Source organism: Curtobacterium sp. MCBD17_023 (genome assembly GCF_003224415.1).
Taxonomy (GTDB): Bacteria; Actinomycetota; Actinomycetes; order Actinomycetales; family Microbacteriaceae; genus Curtobacterium.
In genome coordinates, this window is record NZ_QKLJ01000001.1 from 177,263 (window position 1) to 191,483 (window position 14,221).

Genomic DNA, 14,221 nt, shown 5'->3' on the forward strand with positions numbered 1-14,221 from the left:
ACCACGGACGTCCGTGGTGTGGGCCGGTTCCTGTTGTGCGCTGTCGGTCCGCGCTGCGCCGATGTCCGCTGGCGCCGCTCGGCCGGGAGGCGCGGATCAGTCCGGCAGGTCGGCCGGCGTGGCCTCGTGGTGGGGCAGACCCGGCGTCCGCCGGTCCTCCTTCATGCTCGCCTCGAACAGGTGGCGCCTGCCGCCGACGAGCTGCTCACGCGCGGTCCGCTCGAGCTCCTTCGCGGTGGCGTAGTAGCCGTCGTCGTAGTCCTCCATGATCTGGAACGTCCACCGCCCGGCGATGACGTTCCGCCCGACGAGTTCGGTGTCGATCCGCTCGGCGAGCTCGGTGTGCCCGGCCTTCCGCAGCTGCTCGACCGCCTCGCCGATGTTCAGGTCGGCGGTGCCGGTCAGTCGGTGGAAGCCGTAGAGGAGTCCGCGTGCGTGTTCGATGACCTCGATCGCCGCGGAGAGGCTGCCGAGCGCCTCGACGGTCGCCTCGGACACCCCCTCGGGGACCTGGTGTGCGGAGTCGGGACCCTGCCCGTCGTCGTTCGTCATGCTGCTCGTCTACACGACCGCTCCTCGCGTCGTCCTGGGCGTGCTCCGGAGGACGAACGCGGCACGCCGGAGCGCTTGCAGCTGTCGGAGGGCCGACCTAGCATTCGAACACACGTTCGAACGAGGAGGCTCCTGATGATGATCGTCGACACCGCTGCCACCGTGTGGTGGACCGGCGGCGCACCCGCCCGACTGGTGTGGCTGGGCCGGCGCTGGCGCGTCTCCGACGTCCCGACCCGGCTGACCACGACGCCGACCGACCTGCCCACCGCCATCACCCACGCACCCGAGCGCACCGCCGGGTGGCGCTTCCAGGCGACGGCCGAGGACGGCGAGACCCTGGTGGTGGACATCGTCCCGGACGCCGACGGGTGGAGCGTCGCCCGGACGTGGACGTGATCGTGGACGACCCGTCCGGCCCGCGCTACCGTCACCACATGACGAGGTGGGTGGCGCTCCTGCGCGGGGTGAACGTGAACGGGATCACCATCCGCAGCGCCGAGCTGGCCGAGCTCGTCCGCGGCCTCGGGCACACCGACGTCCGGACGGTCCTGGCGTCGGGGAACGTCCTCTTCACGGCGGATGACGCGGCCGACGCGGACGCACTCCGGACGACGGTGGAGCAGGCACTCCGCGACCGCTTCGGGTACGACGCCTGGATCGTCCTCCTCCCGCACGCCGCGATGGCCGGGATCGTCGCGGGCTTCCCGTTCCCGTCCGCAGCGGACCGGCACGACTACGTCGTCTTCGGATCCGAGGACGCCGCGCTCGACGACCTGCTCGACGGCGTCACGGCCGACGGTGTCGAGCAGGTCGCGCGCGGTGACGGCGTCGTCTACTGGTCGTGCCCGAAGGGGTCGAGCACCTCGACGCCCTTCGCGAAGCGCGCCGGGGCCGCCCGCTTCAAGCACACCACGACGACCCGGAACACGAACACGCTCCGCAAGCTCCTCTGACGCAAGGTCAGGCCTGCGGCGGCTGCCCGTTGCTCGCCGTCGTGCCGCCGTCCACGGGCAAGACCGCGCCGGTGATGAACGACGCGTCGTCGCTCGCCAGGAACAGCACCGCGGCCGCGACCTCCTCCGACCGGCCCCCGCGACCGAGGGCGATCCGCTCGGCGAACGCGGCCTTGAGCTCCTCGTCCTCCGCCTGGGACGTCGTGAAGTCCGTCCAGATGAGTCCCGGCGCCACCGCGTTCACCCGCACGCCGTGCTGGCCGTTGTCGAGCGCTGCGGCCTTCGTGAAGTTCGTCACGCCGCCCTTCGCCGCGTTGTACGGGCTCATCCGCCAGTCGGCCGCCAACCCGGACACCGACGAGGTGTTCACGACGGACCCCTTCGTGTCCCGCAGGGCCGGGAGGGCCGCCCGCGTGCCGTAGAACACGCTCGACAGGTCCGTCTCGACGACCCGGCGCCACTCCTCGGGCGCGATCTCGGTGATGTCGCCCGACGTGAACGTGCCGGCGTTGTTCACGAGCACGTCGACGCGACCCCAGCGGTCGATCGCCGCGTCCACGACGGTCGGCCATGCGTCCGGGTCGGCGACGTCCGCCTGCAGCCAGAGCGCCTGCTCGGTCGGCAGGGAGTCGGCGACGTCGCGGACCTTCTCCTCGACGCTGTCCACCAGGACGACGCCGGCGCCCTCGGCGACGAACGCCCGCGCGGTGGCCTCTCCGATGCCGGACCCCGCGCCCGTGACGATCGCGACCTTGCCCTCGAACCGCTTGCCCATGATGTGCTCCTCTCGCGACGGTCGTGCCCGGGGTGGGACGTCATCGGCCCGGAGGGGCACGGGAGACCACGCTGCCCGCCCCGGGCTGGACGGTGGTCCAGGCGGAAGCGGGCAGCGGGACGGGCGGAGGACAGGCCTCCCGACCGGTCAGGAGGTGACGTCGTCCTCCTCGTCGCGCTCCAGCGAGATCGTCGGGATGGAGGCGGTGATCACCGATCCGTCGGCACGGAGCGTGCCCTGGATGTCGCTGGTCGTCGGCGCGTGTCCGCTCATCCGCGGCCCCTGGTGCGGCAGCGGCACGACGGTCGGCTCGTCCGGACGGACCTGGATCGGGGCGTTGTGCACCCACGCGTCGAACCCGCCACCGGTCTCGACCGTGAACGTGAGCGCCTCCTGCGTCAGGTCGACACGGACCCGAGACCCGTTCACGGTGATCCGGAAGGTCAGGCGCTCCCAGTCCACCGGCAGGCGCGGGTTGAACGTGAGCCGGCCACCGTGGTCCCGCATGCCGCCGAAGCCGTTGACGAGCGCGCCCCAGATGCCGCCGGTGGACGCGATGTGCACGCCGTCGGTGGTGTTGCCGTGCAGGTCGGCGAGGTCGACGTAGAGCGCGGTCTGGAAGTACTGGTCGGCGAGCTCGTGGTAGCCGACCTCGGCGGCCATGATCGACTGCACGACGGCGGACAGGGTCGAGTCGCCCGTCGTGAGCGCGTCGTAGTAGTCGAAGTCACGGCGCTTCTCGGCGGGCGTGAACTCGTGGCCCTGCAGGAACAGCGCGAGCACGACGTCGGCCTGCTTGAGCACCTGGAACCGGTAGATCACCAGCGGGTGGTAGTGCAGGAGCAGCGGGCGCTTCGACTCGGGCGTGCGCTCGAGGTCCCACAGCTCCTTGTCGAGGAACTGGGCGTCCTGCGGGTGGATGCCGCGGTGCGGGTCGAAGGGGATCTCCATCGACTCGGCGGCGTGCTCCCAGTTGACGATCTCCTCGGCGTCGAGGCCGGTGCGACGGACCATGCGGGCGTACTCGTCCGGGTCGTCGACCGCGAGCTGCCGGCAGGCGTTCACCGCGGACCACAGGTTCGCCCGCGCCATGACGTTCGTGTACATGTTGTCGTCGACGACCGTCGTGTACTCGTCCGGGCCGGTGACGCCGTCGATGTGGAACTTCTGGTCGCCGTTCGAGCGCCAGAACCCGAGGTCCTCCCACAGCCGGGCGGTCTCGACGAGGATGTCGATCGCACCGCGCTTCAGGAAGTCGGTGTCCCCGGAGGCCCGCACGTACTGCATGAGGGCGTGGGCGATGTCCGCGTCGATGTGGTACTGCGCGGTGCCGGCCGCGTAGTAGGCGCTGGACTCCTCGCCGTTGATCGTCCGCCATGGGAACAGCGCGCCCCGCTGGTTCAGCTCGCGGGCCCGGGAGCGGGCGGCGTCGAGCATGTTGTAGCGGAAGCGGAGAGCGTTCCGGGCGACGATCGGCGCCGTGTACGACAGGAACGGCAGGACGTAGATCTCCATGTCCCAGAAGTAGTGCCCGCCGTAGCCGGAGCCGGTGACGCCCTTCGCCGCGATGCCGTGCCCGTCGGTGCGGGCCGTCGCCTGCGCGAGCTGGAACAGGTTCCAGCGGACGGCCTGCTGGATCTCCGGCTGGCCGGCGACCTCGACGTCGCTGCGGGCCCAGTAGTCGTCGAGCCACTTCCGCTGCTCGCCGAAGACCTGCTCGACGGACTCGTACTTCGCGCGGTCGAGCGTGCGGTCGCAACGGTCCGCGAGTTCACGCGCCGGGACGCCGCGGGAGGTGTGGTAGACGATGCTCTTGACGAGACGGATCGGCTGCCCGGCCTTCGCCTGCACCCGGTAGACGTGCTTGGCGAGGTCGTCCTCGATGCTCGAGGTCTCGTCCCAGGCGTTCTCGGTCTCGAGCCGGTGCTCGACGCCGACGCAGATCGTCATGCCGGAACTCGACGCCTGGTAGCCGAGCAGAGCGCGGGAGCCCGCGTTCCGCTTCAGCCGCGGCTGCAGGACCCGGTCCGTGAACGACTCGGCCTTGCGCGGGTCGAACGCGGCGGCGGCGGCCTTCATGCCGGCGTGGTACTCGTCGGCGACGTCCTGACGGTTGAGTACCTGGCTCGACAGCAGCACCGACGCGTCGTGGTCGAGCATCGTGACCTCGTAGTCGATGACGGCGAGGTGCCGCTCGACGAAGGACACGAGGCGCCGGGAGCGGATGAGGACCCGCTTGCCGGACGGCGTCGACCACTCGGTCTCGCGCAGCAGGTAGCCGCCGCGGAAGTCGAGCCGGCGGCTGTGGCGGAGGATGTCCGCCTCGGACAGGACGAGTGGCTCGTCGTCGACGTACAGGCGGATGACCTTGGCGTCGGGGACGTTGATGATCGTCTGCCCGGTCTTCGCGAACCCGAAGGCGGTCTCTGCGTGCCGGATCGGCCACGTCTCGTGGAACCCGTTGATGTACGTGCCGTACTGGACCCCGCCGCGGCCCTCGTCGAAGTTGCCGCGGAGGCCGAGGTACCCGTTGCCGACCGCGAAGTTCGTCTCGTCGACGCCCTGCTCGTCGGCGTACTCGGTCTCGATCAGGGCCCACTCGTCGACCGGGTACCGGACGCGGTCGAGGGGGTCTTCGGTGATGGGGTTCATGCGGTCTTCCGGGGGTCGACGGGAGGCAGGTCGGCAGCGGGCGCGTCGGTGCCCGCACCGCGCAGGTCGGGCAGCAGGTCGGCGAGGTCGGACACGACGACGTCGGCGCCGTGCTCGCGGAGGGCGTCGGCCCCGGCGCCGCGGTCCACCCCGACCACCAGGCCGAAGGCACCGTTCCGGCCGGCTTCGACACCGCTCGTCGCGTCCTCGACCACGACGCACTCCGCCGCGGTCAGTCCGAAGCGGGTCGCCGCGTCGAGGTACGTGTCGGGGGCGGGCTTGCCGGCGAGCCCGTCCGCGCGCGCGACGGCGCCGTCGACGATCACGTCGAAGCGGTCGATGATGCCCGCGGTGCGGAGCACGTGCTTCGCGTTCGCGGAACTCGACACCACGGCGACCTCGTAGCCGGCGGCGATCGCTGCGGTGAGGAAGCGCACCGACCCCGGGTACGCGGCCACGCCGTGCTCCTCGAGCTCCGCGGTGAACTCGGCGTTCTTCCGGTTGCCGAGCCCGCAGACGGTGTCCAGGGTGGGGTCGTCCGCCGGGGTGCCCTCGGGCAGGTCGATCCCGCGGTCGTGCACGAGCGAGCGGACCCCGTCGTACCGCGGCTTGCCGTCGATGAACGCGAAGTAGTCCTGCTCCGTGTACGGCGCGACCCCGTGTGCGGCGAGGTACGGCGTGAAGAGGCGGCTCCAGGCACGCATGTGCACCTCGGCCGTCGGCGTGAGCACACCGTCGAGGTCGAAGAGGAGCGCCCGCTGGTCCGCGAGGCGAGCAGGGGTTCGCCGATCCGACGACGTCATGGGGCAGACCTTCCAGGGAGCGGTGTCGAACACGAGTGCTGCGCGTCCCACTCTAGGACCGGCACGCGGCGCTGTCCTCCAGCCGTGGCCGATGCCCACGGGTACCGGTCCGGTCCGCACAACGCGGACCTGTGGACGCGTCCAGCGACTGGCAGAGACGCTCGCGCTCATGACATCCGACACCACCGCACGGCCGCAGGACGGGACCGGCTCGAAGCTGAAGCAGGCGATCACCGGTCCCCTGCTGTTCCTGTTCATCCTCGGCGACGTCCTCGGCGCGGGCATCTACGCCCTCATGGGGACGCTCTCGAAGGACGTCGGCGGTGCGCTGTGGGCCCCGCTCGTGCTCGCACTGCTCCTGGCCCTGCTCACCGCGGGCTCGTACGCCGAGCTCGTCACGAAGTACCCGAAGGCCGGTGGCGCCGCGGTGTTCGCCGAGCGTGCCTACAAGGTGCCGCTGGTGTCGTTCCTGGTCGGGTTCTCGATGCTCGCCGCCGGTGTGACGAGCGCGGCCGGCCTCTCCCTCGCGTTCGCCGGCGACTACCTCGGCACGTTCATCGACGTCCCGCCCGTGCCCGCCGCGATCGTGTTCCTCGCCCTCGTCGCCTGCCTGAACGCCCGCGGCATCTCGGACTCACTCCGCAGCAACGTCGTGATGACGATCATCGAGCTCTCCGGCCTGGTCATCGTCATCGTGTCGGTCGCCCTGATGATGGGCGGTGGCGGCGGTGACGTCTCCCGCGTCGGGGCCTTCCCGGCGGAGGCGAACCCGGCACTCGCGACCCTCAGCGCCGCGATCGTCGCCTACTACTCGTTCGTCGGCTTCGAGACCTCCGCCAACGTCGCCGAGGAGGTCCGCGAGCCGGCCAAGGTCTACCCCCGTGCGCTGTTCGGCTCCCTCGCCACCGCCGGCGTCGTCTACGTGCTCGTCGCGCTCGCCAGCTCGATCGCGTTGCCCGCGTCGGAGCTGTCCGACTCGAGCGGCCCGCTCCTGGCGGTCGTCGCCGCGACCGGCGTCGGCATCCCGGACGTGGTCTTCAGCCTCATCGCCCTGGTGGCGGTCGCGAACGGTGCCCTGCTCACCATGATCATGGCGAGCCGCGTCACCTACGGCATGGCCGAACAGCGTCTGCTGCCCAGCCTGCTCGGCAAGGTGCTCCCGAAGCGGAAGACGCCGTGGACCGCGATCATCGCCACCACCGTGGTCGCGATGGCGCTCACCCTCGTCGGGGACGTCGGCACGCTCGCCGAGACCGTCGTGCTCCTGCTGCTCTTCGTCTTCATCAGCACGAACGTCGCGGTCCTCGTGCTCCGCAAGGACAAGGTGGAGCACGAGCACTTCCGGGTGTGGACCTTCGTCCCCGTGCTCGGCGTCGCGTCCTGCATCCTGCTGCTCACGCAGCAGAGCGGGCAGGTCTGGCTGTACGCGGCGATCCTGCTGGCCGTCGGCGTGGTGCTGTACTTCATCGCCCGCGCGACCCGCGGCCGCGACCGGACCGCCTCGGGCACGGACGCCCGCTGACGGAGCCGGGACGGGCCTCCCGGCCGACCGCCGGGAGGCCCGCCCCGCGTCGGCCGTGCCCCCTCGGTCCGTCCAGTGGTCACGTCGCGCACCCGCCGGTCAGCGGAGGTCGCGGACCCAGCTCTCGACGGCGGCGGTGATCGCGCGGCCGGACTCGCGGCGGGAGACCGTTGCGGGGAGGTCGCCGGGCTGGGCGCCGTAGGCCCCGAAGGCGGCGTGGTCCGCGCCGGCGACCTCGGTCATCGTCGCGCTGGCCGGGAGCAGGTCGCGGGCGGCAGCCACGTCCTCGGGCGTCGACAGGCCGTCCCGCGAGCCGGAGACGCTGAGCACGTCGAGGTCGCTGTCCGAGCGGTCGTCCGCGCAGTAGCTGCCGAGCAGGAGGAGCCCGGCGACGTCCCGGTCCTCCGCGAGCTGGCACGCCCGCACGCCCCCGAGTGAGTGCCCGCCGACCGCCCACGTCCGGACGTCGGGCGCATGTGCCTCGAACCGGGCGAGCGGGCGCCTGTCGAAGAACGCGAGGTTGAGCGTCGGCTTGGTGATGACGACCGTCGTGCCGTCCGCGACCACCTGCCGGAACGTCGCCATGTAGGTGTAGGGGTCGACCTTCGCACCGGGCACGAAGACGATCCCGACGCCGTCCGCGATGCCCGTCGGGGTCATCACGACGGCGTCGCCCGCGTCCCGCACGGACACACGGTCGTCCCGCCAGACCGTGAGGGCGGCCGACGGGGTGCCCTGCAGGACGATGTGCGCCCAGACGAGGAACACCAGCACGAGCACGAGCACGACGATGTGCGCCCAGACGAGGAACACCAGCACGAGCACGAGCAGGACGGCGAGGACCCACGAGACGATCCGGAGGAGCCGTCGCCTCCGGGTCGGACCTCGGCGGTCGGAGCGGGGAGCGGTGCTCATGGCCCGACCGTACCGAGGGCACCCGTGCTGCCGCTGCCGGGCCGGATCAGCGCGGGGACTGCCGGGTGCCCGGGGCGTCAGTCGTCGGTGTCGACGGCGTTCGTGACGACCTTCCCGCTGCCGGCGTCGATGCGGATGCTGTGCGTCGTGCCGGAGCCGTCGAGGACGTCGCCCTCCCAGACCACCGTGCCGGCGTGGTCGTCGAGGCCGAGCTCGGTGACCGTGCCGCGGACGGTCTTCGTCAGGGTCGACGCCGCCTGCGCGACCGACAGGTCCGCGGCGCCCACGAACCGCTCGTTCTCCGCGACGTCGTCCGCATCGGCGGTCTCCTCGGTCGGACCGGCGGTGGTGCGCTCACCGTCGGCGTCGACGTGGACCTCCTGCTCGGCACCGTCGGAGGTGACGACGATGACCTCCCACGAGGTCCCGCCGGCCGCCTGCTCGACCGAGGTCACCGTCCCGGAGCCGACGGCCTCGCGCGCGGTGGCCGCCGCGGCGACGAGGGCGTCCTCCCCAGGCGCGGCGGCGGCGTCGGTGGTCGTGTCGTCGTCGCCGGTCGTGCCCTCGGTGGCGGAGACGGACGGGGCGGAGGCCGCCGGGGCTGCGACGTCGTCGCGGTCGTCGTCGTCGGTGGCGCACCCGGCGAGCGCCAGCGCTCCGACGAGCGGGAGGGCGGTGACGAGGGCGATGCGGCGGGCGGTGGTCTTCTTCGTGGTCTGCATGGCGTCAGCCTGCCGAGCGGGCACTGAAGCAGACCTGAAGCGACCTGGGGCGACGCCGCACCAGCCGGCGACCGGGCACCGGGCGACTCAGTCCCGCAGGAGTGGCAGCCGCACGGTGAACCGCGCTCCCCCGTCTGGCGCGGCCGACACCGCGACGGACCCGCCGTGCCCGCGGACCACGGCGTCGACGATCGCGAGTCCCAGCCCGGAGCCCCCGGCGTCCCGCGCCCGGCCCTCGTCGAGCCGCACGAACCGCTCGAACACGCGCGTCCGGTCGCCCTCGGGGATCCCGCGCCCGTCGTCGTCCACGGTGAGCACCGCATCGCCCGCGACGCTCCCGAGCGCGACGGTCACCGCCCGGTCCGCGTGCCGGACGGCGTTGTCCACGAGGTTCCGCACGACCCGTCCGAGCAGCCGGTCGTCGCCGCGGACCCGGGCCGGTGCGACCCCGGACACGTCGACGTGCACGGCCGCCCGCGGCCGTGACGCCTCCGCGAACACGAGGTCGTCGAGGTCGACGGCACGGTCCCGGTCACGTCCGCGTTCGTCCAGGCGGGTGAGCAGGAGCAGCGACTCGACGAGCTCCTGCAGACGGGCTCCCTCGTCGAGCACGACGTCGGCCAGGTCAGCGGTGTCGGTGACCTCGGGGTGCGCCCGTGCGACCTCGGCGTGCTGGCGGATCGTCGCGAGCGGGGAGCGGAGTTCGTGCGAGGCGTCGGAGACGAACCGCCGCTGCGCCTGCTGGGACGCCTCGAGCCGGCCGAGCATGCGGTTCATGGTCACGGCGAGCCGGTCGACCTCGTCCCCGGAGCCCGGTTCGTCGACCCGGGCGTGCAGGTTCGTCCCCTCGACGTCGTCGACCTCGCGGCGCATGCGGTCGACCGGACGGAGCGCACGGCCGACGACGAACCAGGTCACGAGCGACATGAGCGCCACGACGACCGGGACGGCGACGACCAGCAGCACGGTCACCGTCTGCACGGCGGCGTCGGCGTCCTCGAGCGGGGCGCCGACGACGAGGACGCCGCCGGTGCCGTCCGGCAGGTCGACGTCGTCGGCGACGAGCAGCCACCGTTCACCGTCGTGCCGGTACCGGGACTCCTCGGCGGTGCCGAGCGGCCGGCCGGGGCTGTCCTCCGCCCGGGCCAGCACGCGGCCGTCGTCGTCCTGCAGCTGCGCGAGCACGTCGTCGTCCTCCGCCGTCACCGCACCGGCTCCGTCCGCCTCCACCCGGGTGGCGAGGCCGTCGAGCGTCTGCTCCGCCGACGACCGGACGCCGTCGGACAGCGAGGTCCGCAGGACCCCGACGAACGCGACCGCCCCGATCACGAGGGCGACGAGGACGACGAGGGCCGCGCCTCCCGTCGCACGCGCGCGGATGGAACGGGGGCGACGGGGCGGACGCGACCGGTCAGCCACCGTCGGCGGCGAGACGGTACCCGGCCCCGCGGACGGTCTCGATCGCCGACCGGCCGAAGGGCCGGTCGACCGTGCGGCGGAGGTGCCCGACGTAGACCTCGACGATGTTCGGGTCCCCCGTGAAGTCGTCGTCCCAGACGTTCGCGATGACGTCCCGCTTCGACAACACCTGCCCGGAGTGGCGCATGAGGTACTCGAGGACGGTGAACTCCCGGCTCGTCAGGTCGAGCAACGTCTCGCCGCGCCAGACACGACGCTCCGCCGGGTCGAGCCGCAGGTCGCCGGCCTGGAGGACCGTGGGGCGTTCCCGGGATCCGCGCCGGACGAGCGCACGGAGGCGTGCGACGAGCACCGGGAACGAGAACGGCTTCGTCACGTAGTCGTCGGCGCCGGCGTCGAGGGCGTCGACCTGGTCCCACTCGCCGTCCTTCGCGGTCAGCATGAGCACCGGGGTCCAGTCCTGCTCGGCCCGGAGGGTCTCGCAGACCTTCCAACCGCTCATGCCCGGCATCATCAGGTCGAGGACGATGGCGTCGTACGGGTTCTCGCGGGCGTACCAGAGCCCGTCGACCCCGTCGTGGGCGACGTCGACGGCGAACCCCTCGGCCTGCAGGCCCTTCCGGATACCGTCGGCGAGCCGCACCTCGTCGTCGACCACCAGCACGCGCATCGTCCGAGCATGGCGGCGCGGCCTGAACCGGCGCTGAAGCCGGGCCGCGCCGGGGTCTCTCGGACAGGGTGCGGCTGGTCGTCCCCGTCGGGCGCTGGTCGGCTCGGGACGCCGCTCGCCTGCGGAACCTCGATGCCGCCGTGGCCGCTCACCGGACAGCCCCCATCAGCGGTTGAGCGACCACGTCTGCATGCCCTGCATGACGAGCGCGACCCCTACCGTCATGCCGACGGCGCTGAGGGCCATGGCGACGGCCGGGCTCCACCGCGCCCGACGTCGACGGGACGACCAGGCGGCGGTCGCGAACAGGACGAGCATCACCGGCAGGGTCGTCAGCTGGAGCATGCCCCACAGCCCGTGGATGTGCTCGAGCTGGTCCGGGGAGGTACCGGCGACGGCGGCCGGCATCAGGCCGCCGAGCGGGACGTCCCGTGTTGCGGCCCGTTGGGCGACGAGGCACAGTCCCGCGATCCACAGCACGACGCCGATGCTGGTCAGGACTGCCAGGAGACGAGCACCCTCTCGTGACGGGCGCGGTACCCGCTCGGCGATCTCCCGCTGCGCTCTGGACGGCCGAGCCGTCCAGCGTTCCCAGTCGTCGTCCTGCCCCCACGCGTCCCACCCTGAAGTCATGCCCTCACGCTAGGGAGCAGGCGAGGCGGTGACATCGGCCGAACGGCGGTGCCCGGTCATCCGAGCGGGTGAGCCGGCCACGACCAGCCGGCTGCTGCGACGCCCCCGTCTCCCCGTGACGCCCTGTCCACCTCGAGACGCCGCCGGATACCGCGGCGTCTCGCCAGCACCGCGGCGTCTCGGAGGAGGAACGGCGTCTCGGGGAAGCAACGTGGGCGACATCGCGCACTGGGGTCCCGGTGCGCGATGTCGCCCACGTGGCGTGTTGCGAGGGGACTACGCGGCGTCGATCGCGGCGCGGATCTCGGCGGCGGCAGCGCCGACGTCCGAGGCGCTGTAGATCGCGCTGCCGGCCACGGCCACGCGAGCGCCGGCGGCCTTGACGGACGCGACGGACGACGCCTTCACGCCACCGGCGATCGAGAACGGCACGCCCGACGCCTTGCCCTCGTCGAGGAGCGTGTCGAAGGTGAAGCCCTCCTCGGCCTGCTCGTCGAGGCCGGCGTGCACCTCGACGAACTCGACGCCGAGCGCGGTCACCTCGCGGGCACGAGCGGCCTTGTCGGGCACGCCGATCAGGTCGACGACGATGCCCTTGCCGTGCTTCTCCGCCGCGGCGACGGCACCGACGATCGTGCTGTCCCCGGCGACGCCGAGCACGGTGACGAGGTCGGCCCCGGCCTGGAACGCCATGTCGGCCTCGAGCTCGCCGGCGTCCATCGTCTTGAGGTCGGCGAACACGATCTTGTCCGGGTGCGCCTCCTTCATCGCGGTGATCGCGGCGACGCCGGCGCTCTTCACGAGCGGGGTGCCGAGCTCGAGGATGTCGACGTGCGGGGCGGCCTGGGCGGCGAGCTCGAGCGCGGTCTCGGTGGACAGGGTGTCGATGGCGAACTGCAGCTGCATGCTGGTGCTTCCTTCTTCCGTGGGGGTCATTCGAGGTTGGCGTGCCGCGGCCAGAGGTCGTCGGCGGAGTGTCCGCTGCGCTGCCAGAGCGCGTGGAACAGCGCGTCGCCGAGCAGGACGACGCCCTGCTCGAACAGGCTGCCCGCGTACTGCGCCGATGCGGTGCCGGAGCGGTCGGTCTTCGTCGCGGCCGGCAGGACGAGGGTGACCTCGGCCAGCTCGGCGAGCGGCGACGAGGCCGTGGTCGACACGGCGACCACCTGCGCGCCGACGTCCACCGCGGTCCGCGCGGCCTGCACGATGCTGCCGGTGGTGCCCGAGCCGCTCGCGGTGAGCAGGACGTCGCCCGACTCGATCGCGGGGGTCGTCACCTCGCCGACGACGTGGACGTCGAGCCCGAGGTGCATGAGGCGCATCGCGGTCATCCGCAGTGCGAGCCCGGACCGTCCGGCACCGTGCACGAAGACGCGCTCGGCGCCGTCGAGCAGGTCGAGGGCGCGTGCAGCGGGCCCCGGGTCGCTCTCCCCGACCGCGTCGACGAGGTCGTCGAGTTCGTGGCTGACGAGGTCGAGCGCAGCGGTGAGGGTCTGTTCGGACATGCCCTGAGCCTGCGCCTGTCCGCCGCGGTCCGCCGCTACCCGACACGGCGGGCGTCCCGTCCGATCGGGTGGGTGGAACCGGCGTGCAGAGCAGGGCGGGTAGGTTCGGGCCGTGGACACCCAGACGGGACCGGAGACCGGCCGGGAGGCGCGCACTGCCCCCGACGACCAGGTGACGTCCGTCGCGGGGTCCGGTCGGGCCTCCCGTCCCGCGCTCCCCGCGACCGGCGCCGGTCCCGCGAGCCGCGCCGAGACGGCGGAGCACGCGCGCGTCGTCGCGGACCTGACCGACCGGCACTCGCTCACCCTCGAGTCGGTGCTCGCGGTCCTGCGCTCCCCCCGCGTCGGCGACGCCGCGGCCCGTGCGGAGGCGGTCGAGATCGCGTCCGCGGCCCTCGTCGACCTGCGGACGTCGAGCGACCGCCAGCGGGAGGTCCTGCTCGAGCCGGTGACGGGGGCGTTCTCGCGCCTGCGCGCCGACCTGCGTCCGCTCGTCCGGTTCGGTGACCTCGACGTGCAGTTCGTCGAACCGCCCGCGACCGGCCGCGCGCTCCCCGGCGACGTCGCGCACGCTGCCCGGGCGATCGTCCGGAACGCGGTGCTCACCCTCGTCGACGAGGGCAACGCGAACCGGGTCCGCATCCAGTGGGACTGCGACGGGCGCAACCTGCTCATGCAGTTACGGGACGACGGTGCCGGGACGCACGACGTGCAGGACGACGCGATGCGGCCGATCGCCGAGCGCGTCGGGGTCCTCGACGGACGGATGCACGTCGACTCGACGCCGGGCTGGGGGTCCGTGCTCGACATCACGATCCCACTCGACCCCGCCCCCGGATCGGTGCCGAGCCCGGACGAGGCCGACCTGACGCCCCGCGAGGCCGAGGTCCTGCGCCTCGTCGCGACCGGCGTCGGCAACCGCGAGATCGCGGACGGCCTCGGCATCTCGGTGAACACGGCGAAGTACCACGTGGCGAACCTGCTCCGGAAGCTCGGGGCGCGGACCCGGGCGGAGCTCGCGGCGCACGTGCACGCCGGCTGAAGCGGGACCGCCCGGGCGGTGGCGTCCTACCCACGGCGCGGTGGCGTCCTACCGA

Annotated in this window: 15 protein-coding genes; 4 read left to right on the forward strand and 11 right to left on the reverse strand. The window is 72.6% G+C overall.

Annotated elements, in window-relative coordinates; all coding sequences use genetic code 11:
• Positions 1 to 96: 96 nt before the first annotated feature.
• A complete protein-coding gene (locus tag DEI84_RS00840) occupies positions 97 to 552 on the reverse strand; it encodes a hypothetical protein (RefSeq protein ID WP_110824304.1) in 456 nt (151 codons plus the stop codon).
• A 135-nt stretch (positions 553 to 687) separates the two neighbouring features.
• Between DEI84_RS00840 and DEI84_RS00845 the strand changes: the two genes are divergently transcribed.
• Entirely contained in the window at positions 688 to 951 is a 264-nt protein-coding gene (locus DEI84_RS00845; protein WP_110824305.1) for a hypothetical protein, read from the forward strand.
• Between the two features lie 38 nt (positions 952 to 989).
• A complete protein-coding gene (locus DEI84_RS00850) occupies positions 990 to 1,508 on the forward strand; it encodes a DUF1697 domain-containing protein (protein ID WP_110889563.1) in 519 nt (172 codons plus the stop codon).
• A 7-nt stretch (positions 1,509 to 1,515) separates the two neighbouring features.
• Here the strand turns inward: DEI84_RS00850 and DEI84_RS00855 are convergent, their stop codons facing one another.
• The 3 genes from DEI84_RS00855 to DEI84_RS00865 form a co-directional block, all read right to left on the reverse strand.
• Positions 1,516 to 2,283, reverse strand: coding sequence for an SDR family NAD(P)-dependent oxidoreductase (locus DEI84_RS00855; RefSeq protein ID WP_110889319.1), 768 nt, complete (start codon positions 2,281 to 2,283; stop codon positions 1,516 to 1,518).
• Between the two features lie 147 nt (positions 2,284 to 2,430).
• Positions 2,431 to 4,935, reverse strand: a complete 2,505-nt coding sequence (locus tag DEI84_RS00860) for a glycoside hydrolase family 65 protein (RefSeq protein WP_110889320.1) — start codon at positions 4,933 to 4,935, stop codon at positions 2,431 to 2,433.
• The gene (locus tag DEI84_RS00865) at positions 4,932 to 5,738 is read right to left on the reverse strand and encodes an HAD family phosphatase (RefSeq protein ID WP_110889564.1); all 807 of its coding nucleotides are present in this window, start codon (positions 5,736 to 5,738) and stop codon (positions 4,932 to 4,934) included. Before DEI84_RS00865 ends, DEI84_RS00860 begins: the two co-directional genes overlap by 4 nt.
• 169 nt (positions 5,739 to 5,907) lie before the next feature.
• Between DEI84_RS00865 and DEI84_RS00870 the strand changes: the two genes are divergently transcribed.
• On the forward strand, positions 5,908 to 7,260 hold the full coding sequence (locus DEI84_RS00870) for an APC family permease (protein WP_110824308.1): 1,353 nt from the start codon (positions 5,908 to 5,910) through the stop codon (positions 7,258 to 7,260).
• Positions 7,261 to 7,359: 99 nt separating this feature from the next.
• On the opposite strand, the gene DEI84_RS00875 is transcribed toward DEI84_RS00870, so the two are convergent.
• From DEI84_RS00875 to hxlB, 7 genes are all read right to left on the reverse strand, one after another.
• Positions 7,360 to 8,175 (reverse strand): alpha/beta hydrolase, encoded by an 816-nt coding sequence (locus DEI84_RS00875; RefSeq protein ID WP_110889321.1) that lies wholly within the window; start codon positions 8,173 to 8,175, stop codon positions 7,360 to 7,362.
• Positions 8,176 to 8,252: 77 nt separating this feature from the next.
• Positions 8,253 to 8,897, reverse strand: a complete 645-nt coding sequence (locus DEI84_RS00880; protein ID WP_110889322.1) for a PepSY domain-containing protein — start codon at positions 8,895 to 8,897, stop codon at positions 8,253 to 8,255.
• Between the two features lie 87 nt (positions 8,898 to 8,984).
• The gene (locus tag DEI84_RS00885; RefSeq protein ID WP_258371635.1) at positions 8,985 to 10,316 is read right to left on the reverse strand and encodes a HAMP domain-containing sensor histidine kinase; all 1,332 of its coding nucleotides are present in this window, start codon (positions 10,314 to 10,316) and stop codon (positions 8,985 to 8,987) included.
• Positions 10,309 to 10,986: a response regulator transcription factor gene (locus tag DEI84_RS00890; protein ID WP_110889323.1), complete on the reverse strand. Its 678-nt coding sequence runs from the start codon at positions 10,984 to 10,986 to the stop codon at positions 10,309 to 10,311. The genes DEI84_RS00885 and DEI84_RS00890 overlap by 8 nt, the downstream gene beginning before the upstream one ends.
• A gap of 165 nt (positions 10,987 to 11,151) precedes the next feature.
• Positions 11,152 to 11,619, reverse strand: a complete 468-nt coding sequence (locus DEI84_RS00895; RefSeq protein WP_146234070.1) for a hypothetical protein — start codon at positions 11,617 to 11,619, stop codon at positions 11,152 to 11,154.
• A gap of 276 nt (positions 11,620 to 11,895) precedes the next feature.
• Positions 11,896 to 12,525, reverse strand: coding sequence for a 3-hexulose-6-phosphate synthase (gene hxlA / locus DEI84_RS00900; RefSeq protein WP_110824313.1), 630 nt, complete (start codon positions 12,523 to 12,525; stop codon positions 11,896 to 11,898).
• 26 nt (positions 12,526 to 12,551) lie between these two features.
• Positions 12,552 to 13,124, reverse strand: a complete 573-nt coding sequence (gene hxlB, locus DEI84_RS00905) for a 6-phospho-3-hexuloisomerase (protein ID WP_110889325.1) — start codon at positions 13,122 to 13,124, stop codon at positions 12,552 to 12,554.
• 112 nt (positions 13,125 to 13,236) lie between these two features.
• Here hxlB and DEI84_RS00910 point away from each other — a divergent pair, with 112 nt between their 5' ends.
• Complete coding sequence (locus DEI84_RS00910; RefSeq protein ID WP_258371637.1) at positions 13,237 to 14,166, forward strand: LuxR C-terminal-related transcriptional regulator; 930 nt, start codon at positions 13,237 to 13,239, stop codon at positions 14,164 to 14,166.
• Positions 14,167 to 14,221: the final 55 nt, after the last annotated feature.